At 72.9% G+C, this 19,971-nt stretch carries 14 protein-coding genes; 5 read left to right on the forward strand and 9 right to left on the reverse strand.

Annotated features, from left to right (window positions below):
• Positions 1–59: 59 nt before the first annotated feature.
• From ACFUJY_RS04250 to ACFUJY_RS04275, 6 genes are all read right to left on the reverse strand, one after another.
• Positions 60–3,815, reverse strand: coding sequence for a S8 family serine peptidase (locus tag ACFUJY_RS04250; protein WP_383294258.1), 3,756 nt, complete (start codon positions 3,813–3,815; stop codon positions 60–62).
• A 108-nt stretch (positions 3,816–3,923) separates the two neighbouring features.
• Positions 3,924–5,075, reverse strand: a complete 1,152-nt coding sequence (locus ACFUJY_RS04255; protein ID WP_383294261.1) for an XdhC family protein — start codon at positions 5,073–5,075, stop codon at positions 3,924–3,926.
• Between the two features lie 33 nt (positions 5,076–5,108).
• The gene (locus tag ACFUJY_RS04260; RefSeq protein WP_383294264.1) at positions 5,109–6,566 is read right to left on the reverse strand and encodes an NCS2 family permease; all 1,458 of its coding nucleotides are present in this window, start codon (positions 6,564–6,566) and stop codon (positions 5,109–5,111) included.
• Between the two features lie 268 nt (positions 6,567–6,834).
• Positions 6,835–9,219 (reverse strand): xanthine dehydrogenase family protein molybdopterin-binding subunit, encoded by a 2,385-nt coding sequence (locus tag ACFUJY_RS04265; protein ID WP_383294267.1) that lies wholly within the window; start codon positions 9,217–9,219, stop codon positions 6,835–6,837.
• Positions 9,220–9,222: 3 nt separating this feature from the next.
• Positions 9,223–9,819, reverse strand: a complete 597-nt coding sequence (locus tag ACFUJY_RS04270; protein ID WP_093704893.1) for a (2Fe-2S)-binding protein — start codon at positions 9,817–9,819, stop codon at positions 9,223–9,225.
• A 2-nt stretch (positions 9,820–9,821) separates the two neighbouring features.
• Entirely contained in the window at positions 9,822–10,712 is an 891-nt protein-coding gene (locus tag ACFUJY_RS04275; protein ID WP_383294269.1) for an FAD binding domain-containing protein, read from the reverse strand.
• A gap of 257 nt (positions 10,713–10,969) precedes the next feature.
• Between ACFUJY_RS04275 and ACFUJY_RS04280 the strand changes: the two genes are divergently transcribed.
• Together ACFUJY_RS04280 and ACFUJY_RS04285 are read left to right on the forward strand one after the other, a co-directional pair.
• On the forward strand, positions 10,970–12,697 hold the full coding sequence (locus ACFUJY_RS04280) for a PucR family transcriptional regulator (RefSeq protein WP_383294272.1): 1,728 nt from the start codon (positions 10,970–10,972) through the stop codon (positions 12,695–12,697).
• 164 nt (positions 12,698–12,861) lie between these two features.
• Positions 12,862–13,647: a hypothetical protein gene (locus tag ACFUJY_RS04285; RefSeq protein WP_383294275.1), complete on the forward strand. Its 786-nt coding sequence runs from the start codon at positions 12,862–12,864 to the stop codon at positions 13,645–13,647.
• Between the two features lie 30 nt (positions 13,648–13,677).
• On the opposite strand, the gene ACFUJY_RS04290 is transcribed toward ACFUJY_RS04285, so the two are convergent.
• The gene (locus ACFUJY_RS04290; protein ID WP_383294278.1) at positions 13,678–14,448 is read right to left on the reverse strand and encodes a GntR family transcriptional regulator; all 771 of its coding nucleotides are present in this window, start codon (positions 14,446–14,448) and stop codon (positions 13,678–13,680) included.
• 145 nt (positions 14,449–14,593) lie between these two features.
• Here ACFUJY_RS04290 and ACFUJY_RS04295 point away from each other — a divergent pair, with 145 nt between their 5' ends.
• Positions 14,594–15,442, forward strand: a complete 849-nt coding sequence (locus ACFUJY_RS04295) for a (2Fe-2S)-binding protein (RefSeq protein WP_383294280.1) — start codon at positions 14,594–14,596, stop codon at positions 15,440–15,442.
• Positions 15,443–15,648: 206 nt separating this feature from the next.
• On the forward strand, positions 15,649–16,728 hold the full coding sequence (locus ACFUJY_RS04300; protein WP_383294283.1) for a DUF2637 domain-containing protein: 1,080 nt from the start codon (positions 15,649–15,651) through the stop codon (positions 16,726–16,728).
• A 49-nt stretch (positions 16,729–16,777) separates the two neighbouring features.
• Here the strand turns inward: ACFUJY_RS04300 and ACFUJY_RS04305 are convergent, their stop codons facing one another.
• Together ACFUJY_RS04305 and ACFUJY_RS04310 are read right to left on the reverse strand one after the other, a co-directional pair.
• Complete coding sequence (locus ACFUJY_RS04305) at positions 16,778–17,143, reverse strand: ATP-binding protein (protein WP_383295374.1); 366 nt, start codon at positions 17,141–17,143, stop codon at positions 16,778–16,780.
• A gap of 156 nt (positions 17,144–17,299) precedes the next feature.
• Positions 17,300–19,159 (reverse strand): protein kinase, encoded by a 1,860-nt coding sequence (locus ACFUJY_RS04310; RefSeq protein ID WP_383294286.1) that lies wholly within the window; start codon positions 19,157–19,159, stop codon positions 17,300–17,302.
• Between the two features lie 174 nt (positions 19,160–19,333).
• On the opposite strand from ACFUJY_RS04310, the gene ACFUJY_RS04315 reads away from it, so the two are divergent.
• Entirely contained in the window at positions 19,334–19,924 is a 591-nt protein-coding gene (locus ACFUJY_RS04315) for a TetR/AcrR family transcriptional regulator (protein ID WP_383294289.1), read from the forward strand.
• Positions 19,925–19,971 lie beyond the last annotated feature (47 nt).

A 19,971-nucleotide genomic window follows, 5' to 3' on the forward strand; every position in this document is an offset into this window, starting at 1 on the left:
GGAGGCGGCCGCCCACCCGCTCCCGGGTGGACGGCCGCCTCGTACGAGGGTTCAGCGGATCACTTCAGGCCGAACGCCCGGATGATCTCCTGGTCCACCGCGAGGCCGCCGCCGGCCTCGGCGTGGGCCTTGAGCGAGACCGCGGTGGCGCCCTTCTTCGGGGTCTTGAACCGGGCGGTCCAGGAACCCGTCCGGTCCTTCTTGAGCTGCACCGGGCTCCAGGTCTTCCCGTCGTCGTAACTCACCGACAGGGAAGCCTTCGTGGCCTTCACGGCGCCGTCCAGCCACTCCTGCGTGGTGGACGACAGACCGATCTCGGTCCACTTGCCGGCCCGCACGTCACCCGCGAGGTCAGTGGCGACGTCGTAGTCGAGCTGGAGCATGGGGATGTCGACCTGGTACGGGCCGTCCGGGTCGTTGGCGCCCGAGACGAAGGACCACTCCGTGTGGGTGCGCACCGACGTCTTCCAGGTGTCCGCGTCGCGCGAGGCGTCGAGGACCAGTCGGTAGGGCAGCTCCTCGGCGGGCAGGTCACCGACGTAGCCGGCGCGGCCCGGCGCCTCGTCGAGCAGCTTGTCACCCTGGTAGACCGCGGCCTTGCCGGTGTCGTACTCCTTGTCCGGCATGGCGCCCGAGTGCCCGGCGCCGCCGTCCGTCCACGGGGTGACGTTGTACTGGATGTCGCCCCACTGGGAGCGGAACGGTCCCCAGTAGCCCGTGCCGAGGCGCGGCCGGGTGACGGGTGCGAACCACTCGGCCTTGTTGGTGGAGCCGGCCCGGTAGTCCATCTCGCCGCCGCGCTCCTCCAGCGCGGTGTCGGTGCCCTCGGCGTTGTACTGCGCGTGGTCCTCGTACCAGAACGAGGCGCCCGGCAGCGGGGTGACCCATTCGGTGCGGGTGCCGGGGAACTTCTCGTACTCGGCGAAGCCGAGCCCGGGACCGTACTCGGGGATGTCGTAGCGGAAGCCGCCGCCGATGACGTCGCGGTGGCCGTAGAAGGTGTTCTCGATCTTCGCCAGCTGCCGGGTGGACGGGGCGAAGGCGAGCGAGCGGTCCGGGACCGTGCCGTCGTGGCGGTCGACCAGGTCGTAGAGGTAGCTCGCGTACTTGTGCTGCTCGACGGTCAGCTTCTTGCCGCGCTGGGCGGCCTTGATCAGGTTCTCGCCGGCGAGCCGCTGGACGGTGGCGACCGGGAGGGCGAGCGTGGTGCCGTACTCGCCGTAGGACTCCAGCAGCCGGCCGTCGCCCTGGTTGACGACGAACAGCGCCTTCGCGCCGGCTGCCGCGGCGGCGGCGACCCGGTCGGCCGGGGCCACCGCGTCGCTGCTGCGGATCACGACGGCCTTGCCCTTGGCGTCGAGGCGCTTGTACTCGGCGGCGGAGCCGTTGCCCGCGTAGACGCCGCGGAGCTTGGCGCGGCTGTCCTCGGCGACCGGGGAGCCGTTCTGCACGGTGACCGGGACGTCCCGGCCGTCGGCGGTCAGGTCGAGCAGCTTCTCGCCCTGGCGCCACCGGGTCAGGAAGGAGAAGTCGCCCTCGGTGACCTTCTGGGTGGGGCTCGCCCACAGCTGGTCGTACGTCAGCGGGATCTGGTACGCGTCGCGCTGGACGGTGCCGTTGGGCGCGGTGCGCGCCATGTCGTAGCGCAGCTGGCGGGTCTCGGTCTCCTTCGGCGTGCGCACGCTGACCTTGTGGGCCTTGGAGGCGTCGAGCGTCGCCGTGACCGGCTTGTCGAGGATGATCTCGGGGGCCGCCAGGAAGGCGATGGCCTTGGAGTCCGCGGTGTCGCCCTTGATGTCGGCGGCGGTCCAGGCGGTGTAGGTGCCCGGGGGCAGCCTCAGCGTGGTGTCGCCCGAGACGGCGACCGGCGACAGGTTCGGGTCGCCGAGGGCGCCGAGGACCACGGTGCCGTCCATGGGCTTGCCGGAGCGGTCGCGCAGCCGGAGCGTGAGGTCGTAGAGCTCCTGCTCCTTGTTGAGCGCGAAGCCGGTGTGCGCGACGACGGCGCCGGAGGCGTCCTTGGCGACGACCTGGCCGGAGAACGTGGTGCCCGCCTCGACCTTCGACGGGTCGAGCGTGAGGACGGCCTCGGCGGTGGAGCCGGCCGGGACGGTCAGCTGCTTCACGGAGAGCGTGTACGCGTCCGAGGCGCTGTCCGTCGCCAGGTCGAGGGTGATGTCCGCGCTGCCCGTGTTGCGGTAGGTGATGGTGCGTTCGGTGACTGGGTCGGAGGCGCTGTGCGGCCAGTTGTACGCGGCGACCGCGACGGAGCCCGTGGCCTCGACGGTCGTGTCGATGGCGGCCTTCACATCGAGGCGGCCGGTGCCCTGCTCGTACGGGGTGTAGGCGGGCAGCACCTTCGACGATGACATCAGCGCGTCCTTGATGCGCTGGCCGGACCAGTCGGGGTGGCGCTGCTTGAGGATGGCGGCGGCGCCGGCGACGTGCGGGGTCGCCATCGACGTACCGTCCATGGACTGGTACATGCCCTCGATGCCGGGGACCGACTGGGAGGCGGCGGCGTTGATGCCGACGCCCGGCGCGGACAGGTCCGGCTTCAGGCCGTAGCTGCGCACCAGCGGGCCCATGGACGAGAAGTCCGCGCGGTTGTCCTGCTTGTCGACGGCGGCGACGGTGAGCGCCTTGTCCGCGGAGCCGGGCGAGCCGATGGTGCCCGCGCCGTACGCGTTGCCGGCGGCGATCACGAAGAGCGGGCCGCCGTCCGCCGACAGGGAGTTGACGGCCTGGGACATGGGGTCGGTGCCGTCGTCGGCGACCGGGGAGCCGAGGCTCATGGAGACGACGTCGGCGCCCTCCGCCTTGGCCCACTCCATGGCCTCGATGATGCCGGAGTCGGCTCCGGAGCCCCCGTCGCTCAGGACCTTGCCGACGAGCAGCCCGGCCTCGGGGGCGACGCCCTTGTTGGCGCCGTCGGACGCGGCGCCCGAGCCGGCGATGGTGGAGGCGACGTGCGTGCCGTGGCCGTTCTTGTCGTCGACCTCCTCGCCCGGGACGAAGCTCTTCGTCTCCAGGATGCGGTCCTTGACGTCCGGGTGGTCCTCGTCGATGCCGGTGTCCAGGACGGCGACCTTGATGCCCTTGCCGTCGTAGCCCTCGGCCCACGCCTGCGGGGCGTTGATCTGCGGCACCGAGTCCTTGAGGGCGGCCTCGGCGCGGCCGTCGAGCCAGAGCTTGGCGATGCCGTTGTCCAGCGAACGGGCCGTGGCCGTGCGCGCGATGTCGTCCCAGAAGGCGCGGGCGGTGTCCTTGCCGGCCTTGAGGGCGGCGCCGTGGACGGACTCCAGCTTCCGGACGGCCTTGCTGCCGCGCGGGGCGGCGGGCAGCGAACGGGCCTTGGCGGCGGGGTAGGTGGCGATCAGCGGGATGCCGCCGGTCGTCCTGTCGTCGTAACCCATCCTCGCGAGCGCGGAGACGTTGAAGAGGCGGCGGTCGAGCTTGCCGGCCGCGAGGAGGCTCTGCGCCTCGTCGGGGAGGACGTAGATGTCGTCCCCGGCCTGCTGGACGTGGACGCCGCCGGGGGCGCCCTCGGGGCGGTCCACGGTGACGGTGTCCTGGTTGCCCGCGCCGTCGGCGTAGTGGACGACGTCACCGGTGACGAGGGTGATGTCGTAGCGGTGGACGGGTCCGGCCGCGGGGGTGGTCCCGGCGGCGGGGGCCGGGGCGGCCGAAGCGGTGCCCGTGACGGGGAGCAGCACGCCGCTCACCAGGGCCGCGGCGGTGGCTATGAGGAGGGTGCGTCGCCCGGCGCGAGCGGGTCTCGCCCGGCCCGTGGCGGTGGAGGGGGTGAATGTCATGGGTGATGATCTACCGGTAAACCGGCCGCCGCGGGACGGTCCGCGCCTGGCGCGAATGTGCCGTGGCGGCTAACCGCCGGTCGTGGACGGGGTGCGACGCGGGCGAGTTCAGGCCACCGAACCGATGCGGCCCGCCGGGGGCAGCCCGCCGGGGTGGTGGATCGGGGTGTGCGCGCCGGTCAGCGGGGCGCCGCTGCCGCCGCGCCGGACGGCGACGATCTCGGCGGCGATCGACAGGGCCGTCTCCTCGGGGGTGCGGGCTCCGAGGTCGAGCCCGATCGGCGAGTGCAGGCGGGCCAGCTCCAGCTCGGTCACCCCGGCCTCGCGCAGCCGTTCGTTGCGCTGGAGGTGGGTGCGGCGGGAGCCCATCGCGCCGACGTACGCGACGGGCAGCTTGAGCGCCGCCTCCAGCAGGGGCACGTCGAACTTGGCGTCGTGCGTGAGGACGCACAGGACCGTGCGGGCGTCCACCGGGGTTCCGGCCAGATAGCGGTGCGGCCAGTCCACGACCAGCTCGTCGGCGTCCGGGAAGCGGGCCTCCGTCGCGAACACGGGCCGCGCGTCGCACACCGTGACGTGGTAGCCGAGGAACTTCCCGGCCCGGACCAGGGCGGCGGCGAAGTCGATGGCCCCGAACACGATCATCCGGGGCGGCGGCACGCTGGACTCCACGAGCAGCGTGAGGGGCTGCCCGCAGCGCGAGCCGTCGGCGCCGATGGTGAGGGTGGCGGTGCGGCCCTGGTCCAGCAGGGCGCGGGTCTCGGCCGCCGCGGTGCGGTCCAGCTCGGAGTGCCCGCCGAGCCCGCCCTCGTAGTCCCCCTCGGGGCGCACGAGCAGGGGGCGGCCGAGGAGTTCGGCGGGGCCCTCGGTGACGCGGGCGACCGCGGCCGCCTCGCCGCGCGCGGCGGCGGTGAGCGCGGCGGCGTACACCGGCCGGGCGGGGTCGTCCGCCCGGACCGGGGTCACCAGGATGTCGATGACACCGCCGCAGGTCAGGCCGACCGCGAAGGCGTCCTCGTCGCTGTAGCCGAAGCGTTCGAGGCGGGTCAGGCCGTCGTCGAGCGCCTGCCGGCACAGCTCGTACACGGCGCCCTCCACGCACCCGCCGGAGACCGAGCCGATCGCGGTGCCGTCGCGGTCGACGGCCAGCGCGGCCCCCGGCCGGCGGGGGGCGCTGCCGCCGACGGCGACGACGGTGGCCACGGCGAAATCGCGTCCCTGCCCGGCCCAGCGGTCGAGCTCTTCGGCGATGTCCAGCATCTCGGTCTCCTTGGCGGGTGAGGGGGCGGCGGGTCAGCTGACGCCGAGCCAGCTCTCGATCGGGTGCAGGGCGAAGTAGACGACGAAGATCACCGTCAGGCCCCACATGAACGCGCCGACCTCGCGGGCCCGGCCCTGGGCGGCCTTGATGGCGACGTACGAGATGACGCCCGCCGCGACACCGGTGGTGATGGTGTACGTGAACGGCATCAGGACCACCGTCAGGAACACCGGGATGGCCACGGAGCGGTCGCTCCAGTCCACATGCCGGGCGTTCTGCATCATCATCGCGCCGATGACGACGAGAGCGGCGGAGGCCACCTCGGCGGGCACGATCGCGGTGAGCGGGGTGAAGAAGAGGCAGGCGGCGAAGAACAGGCCGGTGACGACGGAGGCCAGACCGGTCCTGGCGCCCTCGCCGACGCCGGTCGCGGACTCCACGAACACCGTCTGCCCGGAACCGCCGGCGACACCGCCGATGGCCCCGCCGGCGCCGTCGATGAACAGCGCCTTCGACAGGCCCGGCATCCGGCCCTTGTCGTCGGCGAGCCCGGCCTCCGTACCGACCCCGATGATGGTGGCCATCGCGTCGAAGAAGCCGGCGAGCACGAGGGTGAAGACGATGAAGCCGACGGTCATCGCGCCGACGTCGCCCCAGCCGCCGAACGAGACGTCGCCGAAGAGCGAGAAGTCCGGCGAGGAGACCGCGGAGCCCTTCAGCTCCGGCGGGCCGCTGCTCCAGATCTTGGGGTCGACGTCCGCGACCTTGTTGATCACGAAGGCGACCACGGTGCCGACGACGATGCCAATGAGGATCGCGCCGGGGATGTCGCGGGCCTGGAGCATGAAGATCAGCAGCAGGGTGACCGCGAAGACGAGGACGGGCCAGCCGGCGAGTTCACCGGCCGGGCCGAGGGTCACCGGGGTCGCGGTGCCCTCGCCGACGAAACCGGCCTTGTAGAGCCCGATCAGGGCGATGAACAGGCCGATGCCCATCGTGATGCCGTGCTTCAGCGGGAGCGGGATCGCGTTCATGATCAGCTCGCGCAGACCGGTGACCACCAGGAGGCAGATCACCGCGCCGTACATCACGCACATGCCCATGGCCTGCGGCCAGGTCATTTCGGGGGCGACCTGCGAGGACAGGACGCCGGAGACGCTGAGGCCCGCGGCGAGCGCCAGCGGGACCTTGCCGACGAAGCCCATGAGCAGGGTGGTCGCCGCCGCCGCGAGCGCGGTGGCGGTGATCAGGGCGGGCTGGCTGAGCAGATTGCCGTCGACGTCCTTGCCGCCGAGGATCAGCGGGTTCAGCAGGAGGATGTACGCCATGGCCATGAAGGTCGTGACACCGCCGCGCACTTCCCGGGCCACGGTCGAACCGCGGTCGGATATGTGGAAGTACCGGTCGAGCCACGATCTGCCGGCGGGGACGCGCGAGCCGGGGCCCGCGTCCTCCGCACCGGTCTTCGGCTGCACTGACTGCTGGGTCATGATGCCTGACTCCCAAGGTTCACAGGGGCACCCGCGATGAAGAATCGAAATGCGGGATTTGGGATGACTGCGCTGGCGGCACGACCCGGGGGACGGCCCGAGACGAACTGTTCATGCAGGAAGGGACGGAACGGTTGGTGCCGTTCCGGTGCGGGGCGTACGGGGCCGCGAGCGGGGCGGGACCCTGGGCCTCCGGGCGGTGCGGGCCGGGAAGTGTGACGTTCACCGGTGGCGCGCACCGCCCGGAGAGCTGGTGGCGGAGCCCTCGTCAGACGCCGGTGAGGTGTTCCGGCCGGACCGGCGTCCGGTCGAGCTCCAGACCCGTCGCGTTCCGGATCGCCGCGAGGACGGCCGGGGTGGACGACAGGGTGGGGGCCTCGCCGATGCCGCGCAGCCCGTACGGGGCGTGGTCGTCGGCGAGTTCGAGCACGTCGACCGGGATGGTCGGCGTGTCGAGGATGGTGGGGAGGAGGTAGTCCGTGAAGGAGGGGTTGCGCACCTTCGCGGTCACCGGGTCGACGATGATCTCCTCCATGACGGCGATGCCCATCCCCTGGATGGTGCCGCCCTGGATCTGGCCGACGACCGACAGCGGGTTGAGCGCCTTGCCGACGTCCTGGGCGCAGGCCAGTTCGATGACCTTGACCAGGCCCAGTTCGGTGTCGACCTCGACCACCGCGCGGTGCGCGGCGAAGGAGTACTGGACGTGGCCGTTGCCCTGTCCGGTGCGCAGGTCGAACGGCTCGGTGGGCCGGTGGCGCCACTCCAGCTCGACGTCGACCGCCTCGTCCTCCAGGACGTCCGCGATGCCGGCCAGCACCTCGCCGCCGTCGGTGACGACCTTGCCGCCCTCCAGGAGGAGTTCGGCGGTGGCCCAGGCGGGGTGGTAGGTCCCGAACTTGCGGCGGCCGAGCTCCAGGACCTGTTCGCGGACGGCCTCGCAGGAGTTCTTGACGGCGCCTCCGGTGACGTACGTCTGGCGGGAGGCGGAGGTCGAGCCGGCGGAGCCGACCTTGGTGTCGGCCGGGTGGATGGTGACCTGGGAGACGCCGAGTTCGGTACGGGCGATCTGGGCGTGCACCGTGACGCCGCCCTGCCCGACCTCGGCCATGGCGGTGTGGACGGTCGCGACGGGCTCGCCGCCGATGACCTCCATGCGGACCCGGGCGGTGGAGTAGTCGTCGAAGCCCTCGGAGAAGCCGACGTTCTTGATGCCGACCGCGTAGCCGACGCCGCGGACGACGCCCTCGCCGTGGGTGGTGTTGGAGAGGCCGCCGGGCAGGGCCCGTACGTCGGCGTGCTCGCCGGCGCTCTCCCACTGGCGCTCGGGCGGCAGCGGCATGGCCTTGACCCGGCGGAGCAGTTCGGCGACCGGGGCGGGCGAGTCAACCTGCTGTCCGGTGGGCAGGAGGGTGCCCTGCTCCATGGCGTTGAGCTGCCGGAGCTCGACCGGGTCCATGTCCAGCGCGGCGGCCAGCTTGTCCATCTGGGCCTCGTAGGCGAAGCACGCCTGGACGGCGCCGAAGCCGCGCATGGCGCCGCACGGGGGGTTGTTGGTGTAGAGGGCGATCGCCTCGATGTCCACGTTGTCGATGACGTACGGGCCGGCCGACAGCGAGGAGGCGTTGCCGACCACGGCCGGGGACGCGGAGGCGTAGGCGCCGCCGTCGAGGACGATGCGGCACTTCATGTGCGTGAGCTTGCCGTCGCGGGTGGCGCCGTGCTCGTAGTGGAGGCGGGCCGGGTGGCGGTGGACGTGCCCGAAGAACGACTCGAAGCGGTTGTAGACGATCTTCACAGGCTTGCCGGTGCGCAGCGCGAGCAGGCAGGCGTGGATCTGCATCGACAGGTCCTCGCGTCCGCCGAAGGCGCCGCCGACGCCGGAGAGCGTCATGCGGACCTTGTCCTCGGGCAGGCCGAGGACGGGCGCGATCTGGCGCAGGTCGGAGTGGAGCCACTGGGTCGCCACGTACAGGTCGACACCGCCGTCCTCGGCGGGTACGGCGAGGCCGGACTCGGGGCCCAGGAACGCCTGGTCCTGCATGCCGAAGTAGTAGTCGCCCTTGACGATCACGTCGGCCCGGGCCTCGGCCTCCGCCACGTCGCCGCGGACGATCGGCTGGCGGTGGACGATGTTGGGGTGCGGCACGTGGCCGATGTGGTGGTCGTCGCGGCCCTCGTGGATGAGGGGGGCGCCGGGTGCGGTCGCGGACGCCTCGTCGGTGACGACGGGCAGCTCGCGGTAGTCGATCCGGATCTTGGCGGCGGCGCGGCGGGCCGTCTCCGGGTGGTCGGCGGCGACGAGCGCGACGGGCTCGCCGTGGTGGCGGACCCGGCCGTGGGCGAGGACGGGGGTGTCCTGGATCTCCAGGCCGTAGTTCTTCATCGCGGCCGGCAGGTCGTCGTAGGTGAGGACCGCGTACACCCCGGAGGTGGCCAGCGCCTCGGAGACGTCGATGGAGACGATCTCGGCGTGCGCGACGGTGGAGCGCAGGGTGTGGCCCCAGAGCATGTCCTCGTGCCACATGTCCGAGGAGTACGCGAACTCGCCGGTGACCTTCAGGATGCCGTCGGGGCGCAGCGTGGACTCGCCGATGCCGCCCTTGGTGCGGCTGCCCTGGTTGATGTTGGTGGGGGAACCGGTAACGCCCATCGTCTAGACCGTTTCTTCCGCGCGGGCGGCCGCGAGGCGGACCGCGTCGAGGATCTTCTCGTAGCCGGTGCAGCGGCAGAGGTTGCCGGAGAGCGCCTCGCGGATGTCCGCGTCGGACGGCTGCGGGGTGCGCTCCAGGAGCTCGTCGGCCGCGACCAGGAGGCCGGGGGTGCAGAAGCCGCACTGGACGGCTCCGGCGTCGATGAACGCCTGCTGGATCGGGGACAGCTCCCCGGTGTCGCGGGTCTCGTCGCCGGCGGCGGGCTCGGCCTTCCAGCGCTTGGCCCGGTCGAGCGAGGTGCCGCAGGCGCCGGAGGCGCAGCCGGTGCCGGGGTGGGCCTCCGCGCGGTGGGCGGCGAAGTCGGCGAGCCCCTCGACGGTGACGACGTCGCGGCCCTCGACCTGGCCGGCGGCGACCAGGCAGGAGCAGACGGGGACACCGTCGAGGCGGACCGTGCAGGAGCCGCACTCGCCCTGCTCGCAGGCGTTCTTGGAGCCGGGCAGGCCCATGCGCTCGCGCAGGACGTAGAGGAGGGACTCGCCCTCCCAGACGTCGTCGGCCTCGTGGCGGCGGCCGTTGACCGTGAAATTGACGCGCATGATCAGGCGGCTCCTTCGGTGCTGCGGCCGTTGCCGCGGTATGACTCCCAGGCCCAGCCGAGGGTGCGGCGGGCCATGATCCCGACGGCGTGCCGGCGGTAGCTCGCGGTGCCGCGCACGTCGTCGATCGGGTTGCAGGCGCCGGCGGCGAGCGTGGCGAACTGCTGGGCGACGGAGGGGGTGATGATCGTGCGGCTGTCCCAGAACCCGCCCTCCTCCAGCGCGGCGTTCAGGAATTCCTCGGCCTCCTTGGCCCGTACGGGTGTCGGGGCGGCCGATCCGATGCCGGTGCGGACCGTGCGGGTCCCGGGGTGCAGGGCGAGGCCGAAGGCGCAGACGGCGATGACCATCGCGTTGCGGGTGCCGACCTTGGAGTACTGCTGCGGCCCGTCGGCCTTCTTGATGTGCACGGCCCGGATCAGCTCGTCCGGTTCGAGGGCGTTGCGCTTGACGCCGGTGTAGAAGGCGTCGATGGGGATCATCCGGGTGCCGCGGACGGACTCGGCCTCCACCTCGGCGCCGGCCGCGAGCAGGGCCGGGTGGGCGTCCCCGGCCGGGGAGGCGGTGCCGAGGTTGCCGCCGACGCCGCCGCGGTTGCGGATCTGCGGTGAGGCGACGGTGTGCGAGGCGAGCGCGAGACCGGGCAGCTCGGCCCGCAGGTGCTCCATGATCTGGCTGTACGGGACCGAGGCGCCGAGCCGTACGTTCTCCTGGCCCACCTCCCACTCGGTGAGCTCACCGATGCGGTTGAGGTCCAGGAGGTATTCGGGGCGCCGGTGGTCGAAGTTGATCTCGACCATCACATCGGTGCCCCCGGCGATGGGCACAGCCGTCGGGTGCTCGGCCTTGGCGGCGAGCGCCTCCTCCCAGCTTGCGGGGCGAAGGAAGTCCATGGTGGCTCTCTTCTTCTCAATCGGGTTTTCACGCTGGGCTGGGTGACGGCCGGCCCTCGAACTTGTTCATGTCTTGTTCACGCGGTGTGTGGCCCAGTACACAAGCCCTGCTCCACCTGGTGCAGTCACCGAACCCATGAAGGAGTTGGCTGGTCTCCGCTCATGTCTTGTAGATTCGAACGAATGGCGGGGCTCAACAGCCTCACCGCAACACCCAGACTTCACCCGTACCAACGAAAGAGATCGGCGGCGACCAGATGCGGCTGCGCGCACTGCTGGAGAACGACGCGCTGGGCCTGCGGCTGCTCGGCGGCGACGAGGAGCTGGACCGGTCGGTCCGCGGCGTGATGACGACCGACCTGCGCGACCCGAGCCGCTACCTCACCGGTGGCGAGCTGGTCCTGACCGGCCTGGCCTGGCGCCGGGACGCCGGGGACTCGGAGCCGTTCGTACGCATCCTGTCGGGCGCCGGGGTGGCCGGCCTCGCGGCGGGCGAGGCGGAGCTCGGCGACATTCCGGACGATCTCGTGGAGGCGTGCCGACACCACCGGCTGCCGCTGTTCGCGGTCCACGAGACGGTCGCGTTCGCAACGATCACCGAGTACGTGGTGCGCCAGGTGTCCGGCGAGCGGGCGGGCGACCTGGCGGCCGTTGTGGACCGCCACCGCAGGCTGATGACCTCGGGCCCGACGGGCGGCGGCCCCGAGGTGGTCCTCGATCTCCTCGGCTCCGACCTGGACCTCCACGCCTGGGTGCTCTCCCCCACCGGGCGGCAGATCGCGGGCGCGGGCGCCCCGCTGTCCGCCGCCGCCGGGGCCGAGCTGGCCGGGCTGCATCTGGCCGCCGTCCGCTCCGGCCGCCGCGCCCCGCACCGGGCCGCCCTCGGCGGTACGACGTATTCGCTCTTCCCGATCCGGAACAACGGCCGGGGCGGCGCGGTGCCGCCCGTCCGCGACGTGCGGGAGTCGGTGCTCTCCGACTGGCTGCTCGCCGTGGAGGCCGACGCGAGCGACTGGCCGGCCGCGCGGCTCGACCTCCTCCAGGGCGTCACGCAGCTGATCGCCGTCGAGCGCGACCGGCGCGACGCGGCCCGCACGGTGCGCCGCAGGCTCGCCCAGGAGGTCCTGGAGCTGGTCCAGGCGGGCGCCGCGCCGGCCGAGATCGCCGCCCGGCTGCGCGTGGCGACCCCGGTCCTGCTCCCCGGACTCGGCACCGCGCCGCACTGGCAGGTGGTGGTGGCCCGGGTCGAGTGGGACGAGGACGGGGGGTCCGGGGTCCAGGGCGGCCCGGTCGCCCAGGCGCTGCTCGAGGAGATCCTGGTCGACCCGGCGGTGACCGGACCCGACTCGGCGGACCGGATCGCCGTCGCCCACACGGGTGACGAGGCCATCGCCCTGGTGCCGCTGCCCACCGCCCCGGACCGGCCGGACGGGGTGGCCGCCGACGCGCCCGACGGTTCCTCCGACGGCGGCGCGGAGGGCGACGGGCCCGCCCTGCACGCCGACGCGCTGCTGGCCGCCGTGCGCGCCCCGCTCTCCGCGGGCCTCGGCGACGACGGCCGCCTGACACTGGGTGTCAGCGCCTCGGTGCACTCGGCTGAGGGGCTGCGCGGGGCCCTGGAGGAGGCCCGGCACGCGCGCCGGGTGGCGGCGGCCCGGCCCGGCCGGGTCTGCGCGGCCGGCCACCACGAGCTGGCCTCGCACGTCCTGCTGCTGCCATTCGTCCCGGACGACGTGCGGCGGGCGTTCACGGCCCGGCTGCTGGACCCGCTGCGCGAGTACGACCGGCGCCACCGCGCGGAGCTGATCCCGACCCTGGAGGCGTTCCTGGACTGCGACGGTTCGTGGACCCGCTGCGCGGCCCGGCTGCACCTGCACGTCAACACGCTGCGCTACCGGGTCGGGCGAATCGAGCAGTTGACGGGGCGTGATCTGGCACGCCTGGAGGACAAGCTCGATTTCTTCCTGGCCCTGCGGATGAGCTGAAATCCCGGGCCGGGCAAGGGCGGTACCCCGCGCGGCCGATTGTGAAAACTTTCACCTGACATTGCCTCGACCTCTTGGCCCGGCGTGCCATTCCGTGCTGTGATGCGGGCCATACTCAACAGCTCGAAGGCGCGCTCGGGGAGGGCAATGTGGCGCATACCGCCATGTCTGGTTCCGGAACGACAGCAGATGACGATCCTCCGCTCCAGACCGCGGTATGGCGGCTGCGCTCACGCGCCTGCTGGACGGACGCCGCGGCCCTGCTGGAGCACGACGCCGCCACCGACCCGGCCGCGGCCCTCCAGCGGACGGCCCTGCTGACCGAGCGGTGCCTGTACACCGGGGAGGGCTGGACGGACGCCGAGGACGCCTTGCGCACCGCCGAGGCCATGGCCCACGACGACGAGGAGCGCGGCGCGGCGGCCTGCGAGCGCGGGTACCTCGCGTACGCCTCGACCCTGCTCGGGGTGCGGGACCGGGCCGACGAGGCCAGGGTGGCGCTCGGCCGGGCCGCGGCCCTGCTCTCCCCCGCCGCCCCGGGCCGGCCGCTGCTCGACTTCCGGCGCGGCCTGATCGCGCAGAACATCGCGGACTCCCCGCAGGCCGCCCGGGCCGCGTACCGCAGGGCGCACGCCGGCGCCGCCGCGCAGGGCGACGCGCTGCTGCTCTCCTCGACCTGGCGCCATCTCGCCCTGATCGCCCTGCGCGAGGGCGAACTGGCGGAGGCCCGGCACGGTTTCGCGGAGTCCCTGCGGATAAGGGAGGAGCTGGGCTATCTCGTCGGGACGGCCCCGGCGCTCATCGCGCTGGCCGACGCCGAGTCCGAGCCGGAGGCGGCGACCCGGCTGCGCACCGAGGCGGCCCGGCTCTTCCGGCTGCTGGGCGGCGTCCCGACCTGGCTGGGCCCGCACCTGGACCAGCCCCCGCCGGAGACGGTCGAGGCGAACTGAGCGGACACCGGGGCGCCGACGCGCGGCGGCTCAGCCGTCGGCGCCCGCGAAGTGCTCCCGCACCAGCGACTGGACGACCGCGACGTCCTGGGCGATCAGCGCGTCGAGCAGCGCGGTGTGCTCGGAGGCGTCGGCCAGCAGGTCGGCGCGCCGGGTGACCGGGTTGTCCACCAGGGGCCACTGGGAGCGGCGGTGCAGGTCGTCGGCGACGGCCACCAGGCTGCGGTTCCCGGCGAGGGCGAGCACCGCGCCGTGGAAGGCCCGGTCCGCGTCCGCGTAGCTCGCCCGGTCGCCGACGGCCGCCGCGGCCACGGTGGCGTCCGCCAGCGGGCGCAGCGCGCACCAGCGGGCGGGCGGGACGGTACGGGCGAGCCGCAGCATGACGGGGACCTCGATCAGGGCGCGGACCTCGGCCAGCTCGGCCAGCTCGCGCGGTCCCCGCTCGGCGACCCGGAAGCCCCGGTTCGGCACGACCTCCACGGCCCCCTCGGTGGCCAGCCGCTGCATCGCCTCGCGCACCGGGGTGGCGGAGACGCCGAAGCGGGCGCCGAGGGCGGGCGCCGAGTAGACCTTGCCGGGGACCAGCTCGCCGTCGACCAGGGCGGCGCGCAAGGCCGCCAGGACCTGGCCGCGCACGGAGTGCCGGCGCACCTGGGCGCGCGGGGCGGGCGCCTCGTGCGGGTGCTCCCCGTGGGTGTGCTCGCCGCGGGCCTGCTCGGGCACCCGGACGACCGAGGCGGGCACGGCCGCGGCACCGCCGTACGGGGGACGCACCTCCTCGCGCGCTCCGCCCTGCTCCACGGGCACCTCCTCGGCCGGTCACGGGCGCGCTCGCGCGTCGGGCGCCCTGTGTGCACGATAGGCGCAAGGGCCCCCAGTTCACACATCGATACGGCAGGGTAAGGTAAGGCTTACCTGCTGACGATCGTGAATCGGTGGTCCCCGCATGACCCTGCCCGCCCTGCTCCCCGCGGTGACGGCCTCCCCCGTGGCCGACGCCTACGCGCGCCTGACCGAGGTCTTCCCGGGGCTGCGCGCCGAGATCCTGGCCGACGGCGAGAGCGCCCCCGGCGGCCCCGGCTGGGTGGGCGCGCACGAGCTGGCGGCGGGCGGCGAGGCGCTGGACACGTTCCTCGCCTTCGACGCCGAACAGGTGCGGCGGGACTACGGCCAGGAGGGCCGCCCCGACGTGATCGCCAGCTTCGGGCTGCACCGGTACGCCTGGCCGGCCTGCCTGCTGGTGACGGTGCCGTGGTTCCTGCACCGCCGGGTGCCGCGCGTCCCGGTCGAGGACGTCTCCTTCCAGCGGGCCCTGGGCCATCTGACGCTGCGGGTGCGGGAGTTCGCCTGCCTGCCCGACGATCCGGCGGCCGGGCTGCCGGGGGCCCGGGTGGTGGCCGACGAGGCGGCGCTGCGGGCCGAGGTGCTGGACGCGGTGGCCGAACACCTGGCCCCGGTCCTGGAGGGCTTCCGGCCGCGCATGCGGCGCGGAAAGCGGGCCCTGTGGGGGATGGCGACCGACGAGGTCGTCGAGGGCCTCTGGTACGTCGCCCACCTGCTGGGCGAGGAGCGGCGCGCCATGCGGGAGCTGGCGGAGCTGCTGCCGGGCACCACCGAGCCGTACGTCGGCACCGCGGGCTTCCGCGAGCTGACCGGGCCGGACGGCGCGTCGCTGCCGACCCGGGACCGGGCGAGCTGCTGCCTCTTCTACACGCTGCGCCCCGAGGACACCTGTGTGACGTGCCCGCGTACGTGCGACGAGGAGCGCGTCCGCAAGCTGACGCCCGCGCCCTGATCCACTCCGGCGCATCCACACCGCCCGGACGGGTGGCACATATTCGAACACCATGCGCACGCCACTGAAGGGCGTTCGACCAGAACGTCCATATCGACGGTCTCCTGCACCCCATTGGCGTTCTCTTGCCCCGAAACCGCCTGGGCGGGAGGGGGTTTCCGCCACGATGGCGTCCGAAACGCCCTACGTGACGCAAGGGACCGCGCATGAGACTGACCGACATATCGCTTGACTGGCTGCTTCCGGGCGCCGTGCTGCTCGTGGGGGTCATGGCGGCGGTGGCGGTGGTCGCGCGCGGAAGGCGCGCCTCTGACACAGCCTCGGCCGACGACAGCTGGGAACGCAGCGAGGAGCGGCGCAGACGCAAGGAAGCGATGTACGCCACCGCTTCGTACGTGCTGCTGTTCTGCTGCGCGGCGGTCGCCGCCGCGCTCTCCTTCCACGGGCTCGTCGGCTTCGGCGAGCAGAACCTCGGCCTCTCCGACGGCTGGGAGTACCTGGTGCCCTTCGGCCTGGACGGGGCGGCCATGTTCTGCTCGGTCCTGGCCGTCCGGGAGGCCAGCCACGGGGACGCGGCGCTCGGCTCGCGCCTCCTGGTGTGGACCTTCGCCGGGGCCGCCGCCTGGTTCAACTGGGTGCACGCACCGCGCGGCATCGACCACGCGGGTGCCCCGCACTTCTTCGCGGGCATGTCGCTCTCGGCCGCCGTGCTGTTCGACCGTGCGCTGAAGCAGACCCGCCGGGCCGCGCTGCGCGAGCAGGGCCTCGTGCCCCGTCCGCTGCCGCAGATCCGGATCGTGCGCTGGCTGCGCGCGCCCCGGGAGACCTTCGGCGCCTGGTCGCTGATGCTCCTCGAGGGCGTACGCACGCTGGACGAGGCGGTGGACGAGGTACGCGAGGACCGCAGGGAGAAAGAGCAGAACCGTCTCCGCAGAAGGGACCAGGAGAAGCTGGACCGGGCGCACATCAAGGCCCTGAACCGGCAGAACCGGGCCTGGGGCCGGCTCGGACGGGGCGGCTCCCCGGTCGAGGTGGCCGCACTCGCCCCGGCGACGGGCTCCGCGCAGTCCGTCGCGGAGCCCGCCATATCCGAGCCGGGTCAGCTGCCCCTGCGACCCCGGCCATCCCTGCAAGCCGTGAACCGCTCGAACTCGGCGAGCGTCCCTGAACTGGGCGCGAGCGAACCGGCCGCGGTCGATCCGGCCGCCGAGGACGACACCCAGGCCCTGCCCCGGCTCGATTCGCTGGAGCAGAAACTCAAGGACCTGGAGCAGCAGTTCGGCTGACACGGGACGGTGGACGCCGGCGAACGGCCCTGACGGTCCGGAAGGACCGTCAGGGCCGTTCGCCGTCCAGTTCGAACCACACGACCTTGCCCAGCGCGCGGGGGCTGACCCCCCAGGAGTCGGCCAGGCTCTCCACCAGGACGAGTCCCCGGCCGTGCGTACCGTCGTCGGCGGGCGGTACGTGCGGCTCGGAGGCCATGCCGGGGACGAAGTCCCGCACCTCCACGCGCAGGCGGCGGGGCGCGACGCTCACGGCGACGACCGCGCCCTCGTCCGTGTGCACCAGGGCGTTGGTCACCAGCTCGCTGAGCAGCAGCTCGGCGACCTGCGCCGGCTCCTCCTTCCACCGGTAGCGCAGTAACTCCCGCACCGCTCCCCGGACTTCTCCCACGGCAGCCAGATCGGCCCGGTCCACCCTGCGATGCATCCGGGTCTCTTCGTGACGCTCCATCGTTTCCCCCGCCCACACGGTCATCCGCCCCCTGTCTCGAAGGTGCTCACGCAATGCATGCCCCGCCTACCGGCTGTCACGCTTGCGGAGTGCTTCGGACCGAGCCGAATCGTGCGGGGTTCAGGCGCGTTTGTAGGAGTACTTCATCCCGCTGACGTCGTGCTGGATGCCGCTGCCGTTGGTGACGAAGTAGGTCGCGCCCGTCGTGGTGTAGCAGTAACCGGGGTTCGGGCCGACGAGCTTGAGGGTGCCCACGTTGAGCCGGGTGCTGGTGCTGGACGTCACCTTGGCCTCGTAGGGGCAGTTGTTGTACACGTAGTCGCTGAGGCGCACCACACCGTTCTTGGAGATGGTGATGGTGCCGGGCCGGCCCGGGTTGTACACCTCCGCGTACTTCCAGGTGCCGACGAACGCCGCCGGGACCGTGCCGCTGTCGCTGTCCGAGCCGCCGGTGGAGCCTCCCGTCGTGCTGGTGGAGCCGCCCCCGCCGGACGTGCTGGTGGAGCCGCCCGAGCTGCTGCCGCCCGAACCGCCGCCGCTGCCGGTCGTGGTGGAGGAGCCGCCCCCGGTGGAGGACGAACCGCCTCCCGTGGAGGACGTGCCACCGCCGCCCGTGTCCCCGCCGCCCCGGCCGTCCTGACCGTCCTTGCCGGGCTCCCCGTCCTTCCCGTCCGCCCCGTCCTTGCCTGCGTCCGCCTTCTTCCTGCTCTTGCTCGGTGACGCCTTCGGGCTCCTGCTGCCGGTGGGCGACGCGCTGCCCGCCGCCGAGGGTTCCGGTGCGGCGGTCGGGCCCGTCGACGTGGCGGCCGGGGGCGCCGCGTGCACATCGCCGTCGTGGCTGAACGGCTGGAGGACGGCCAGCGTGCCGCCGCCCCCGCCGATCACGATCACCAACGGGATCGCGACCATCCAGCGCCGCTTCTCCCGCTTCGGCTTCTCCACCGTCTTCCCGCCCCCCGCCGGCGCCGCCGCCTCGGGCGCCGCCCGGAGGTCCACCGTGGCGCGGTCGCCCTCCTGCCGCAGCGGCTCCGCCTCCGCGTCGAGCAACTGCGCCGACTGGCGGGCCAGGTGGCTCACGACGGCGGCGGGCAGCCATGAGGGGGCGACCGGTCCCGCCTCACGCCCCGGCTCGGCCAGCAGCTCGTCCACGGAGGGCCGGTCCTCGATCGGCTTGACCAGCAGCCGGGCGATCAGCGCCTTGAGATCCGGGTCCCGGACCCGCTTGAGCTCCGGCTCGGCCTCGGCGATCCGGTACATGATCGCGTGCTGGTTGCTCGCCCCGTGCCCGAAGGGGAGCGTCCCGGTCGCCGCGTATGTGAGGACGCAGCCGAGGGTGAAGACGTCGCTCTTCGGTACCGCGCTCTCCCCGTGCACCTGCTCCGGGGCCATGAACCCGGGCGTGCCGATCATCATGTTGGTACTGGTGAGCAGGGACTCGACGGCGGTCCCGACGGCACGGGCGATCCCGAAGTCGATGACCTTGGGCCCCTCCATCGTGAGCATCACGTTGGACGGCTTGAGGTCCCGGTGGACGATGCCCGCCTCGTGGATGTCCTTCAGCGCGTGCAGAAGCCCCGTGGCGAGGGCCTGCACCGAGGCGGCGGGCAGCGCGCCGTGCCCCCGCACGACCTGTTCCAGGGAGAGCCCGGGCACGTAACCCGTGGCCACCCAGGGGAATTCGGCGTCCGGTGCCGCGTCCAGGACGGGTGCGGTCCAACGCTCGCCGACGCGCCGTGCCGCCTCGACCTCGCGCCGGAAGCGGCCCCTGAACTGCGGGTCGGCGACGTGTTCCGGGTGCACCACCTTGACCGCGACGGTACGGCCGCCGTCGGCCCGCGCCAGATAGACCCGGCCCATGCCTCCCGCGCCGAGCCGCCCCAGCAGCAGGTAGGGCCCGATGCGCGCCGGGTCCGTCGGTGTCAGCGGCTTGATGCCTCCGTCGAGGTAGTCCTCGTCGCCCGCGTGGTCGTCGTTGTTCACACCGGTCTCCTGAAATCCCCATGTACGGCCGCGACTTGGCGCGACAAACGTTCAGTGTGAAGCAAAGTGGGCACCGATTGGAACAACTTCCGGAAACAGTTCCGGAATCTTCTTCTACGCTGTCCCCGGAGGCACCATGAGGAGCCAGAGATTCCGGAAGCAGGGGCCGCGTCGATGAGTCCGAAGCAACAACGCGGGGAGGCCACGGCCGCCCAGGTGCTCGACACCGCCCTGGAGCTGTACACGGCCCGGGGCGAGGCCGGCCTCACGCTCCACGCCATCACCTCGGCCAGCGGCGTGAGCGCGGGCAGTATCTACCACCACTTCGGCAGCCTGCAAGGCGTGGTCCTCGCCCTCGCGCAGTCCTGGCTGGGCCGCCTCCTCGGCGAGGTGGCCGGGGCGCTGGAACAGGTCGCGGACGCACGCGGCGGGGTGCACGCACTGACGGAGACGTACCTCCGCTTCGTCCAGGCGCATCCGGACGCGGCCCGGCTGATGCACTCCGTCACCGCCGACCGCGAGGCCGTCACGAACGCGCGGCAGCTGCGCGGCGCCCAGGAGGCCCGGATCGCACCGCTCGCCGCCTGGCTGCACGCCCACCGGGAGTCGGGCGAACTGGCGGCGCTGCCGCTGCCGGTGCTCGAATCACTGATCCTGGGTCCGGTGACGAGCATCGCGCGGCGCTGGCTCGCGATGGGCGACGTCGACATCGAGGAGGCCGTCCGCACGGTCCCGTATCACATCTGGCGCTCCGTCAGCCCGTGAGCCGCACGCGGACTTCCGTTCGACCGCCGCACGACCGTGGTACTCCC

It is taken from the genome of Streptomyces sp. NPDC057249 (assembly GCF_042669245.1).
GTDB lineage: Bacteria > Actinomycetota > Actinomycetes > Streptomycetales > Streptomycetaceae > Streptomyces.

What these genes read in the sequence shown, in the direction of transcription:
- ACFUJY_RS04250 (WP_383294258.1), bottom strand. Translation starts at nt 3,815, where the DNA reads ATGACATTCACCCCCTCCACCGCCACGGGCCGGGCGAGACCCGCTCGC.
- ACFUJY_RS04255 (WP_383294261.1), bottom strand. Translation starts at nt 5,075, where the DNA reads ATGCTGGACATCGCCGAAGAGCTCGACCGCTGGGCCGGGCAGGGACGC.
- ACFUJY_RS04260 (WP_383294264.1), bottom strand. Translation starts at nt 6,566, where the DNA reads ATGACCCAGCAGTCAGTGCAGCCGAAGACCGGTGCGGAGGACGCGGGC.
- ACFUJY_RS04265 (WP_383294267.1), bottom strand. Translation starts at nt 9,219, where the DNA reads ATGGGCGTTACCGGTTCCCCCACCAACATCAACCAGGGCAGCCGCACC.
- ACFUJY_RS04270 (WP_093704893.1), bottom strand. Translation starts at nt 9,819, where the DNA reads ATGCGCGTCAATTTCACGGTCAACGGCCGCCGCCACGAGGCCGACGAC.
- ACFUJY_RS04275 (WP_383294269.1), bottom strand. Translation starts at nt 10,712, where the DNA reads ATGGACTTCCTTCGCCCCGCAAGCTGGGAGGAGGCGCTCGCCGCCAAG.
- ACFUJY_RS04280 (WP_383294272.1), top strand. Translation starts at nt 10,970, where the DNA reads ATGCGGCTGCGCGCACTGCTGGAGAACGACGCGCTGGGCCTGCGGCTG.
- ACFUJY_RS04285 (WP_383294275.1), top strand. Translation starts at nt 12,862, where the DNA reads ATGTCTGGTTCCGGAACGACAGCAGATGACGATCCTCCGCTCCAGACC.
- ACFUJY_RS04295 (WP_383294280.1), top strand. Translation starts at nt 14,594, where the DNA reads ATGACCCTGCCCGCCCTGCTCCCCGCGGTGACGGCCTCCCCCGTGGCC.
- ACFUJY_RS04300 (WP_383294283.1), top strand. Translation starts at nt 15,649, where the DNA reads ATGAGACTGACCGACATATCGCTTGACTGGCTGCTTCCGGGCGCCGTG.
- ACFUJY_RS04315 (WP_383294289.1), top strand. Translation starts at nt 19,334, where the DNA reads ATGAGTCCGAAGCAACAACGCGGGGAGGCCACGGCCGCCCAGGTGCTC.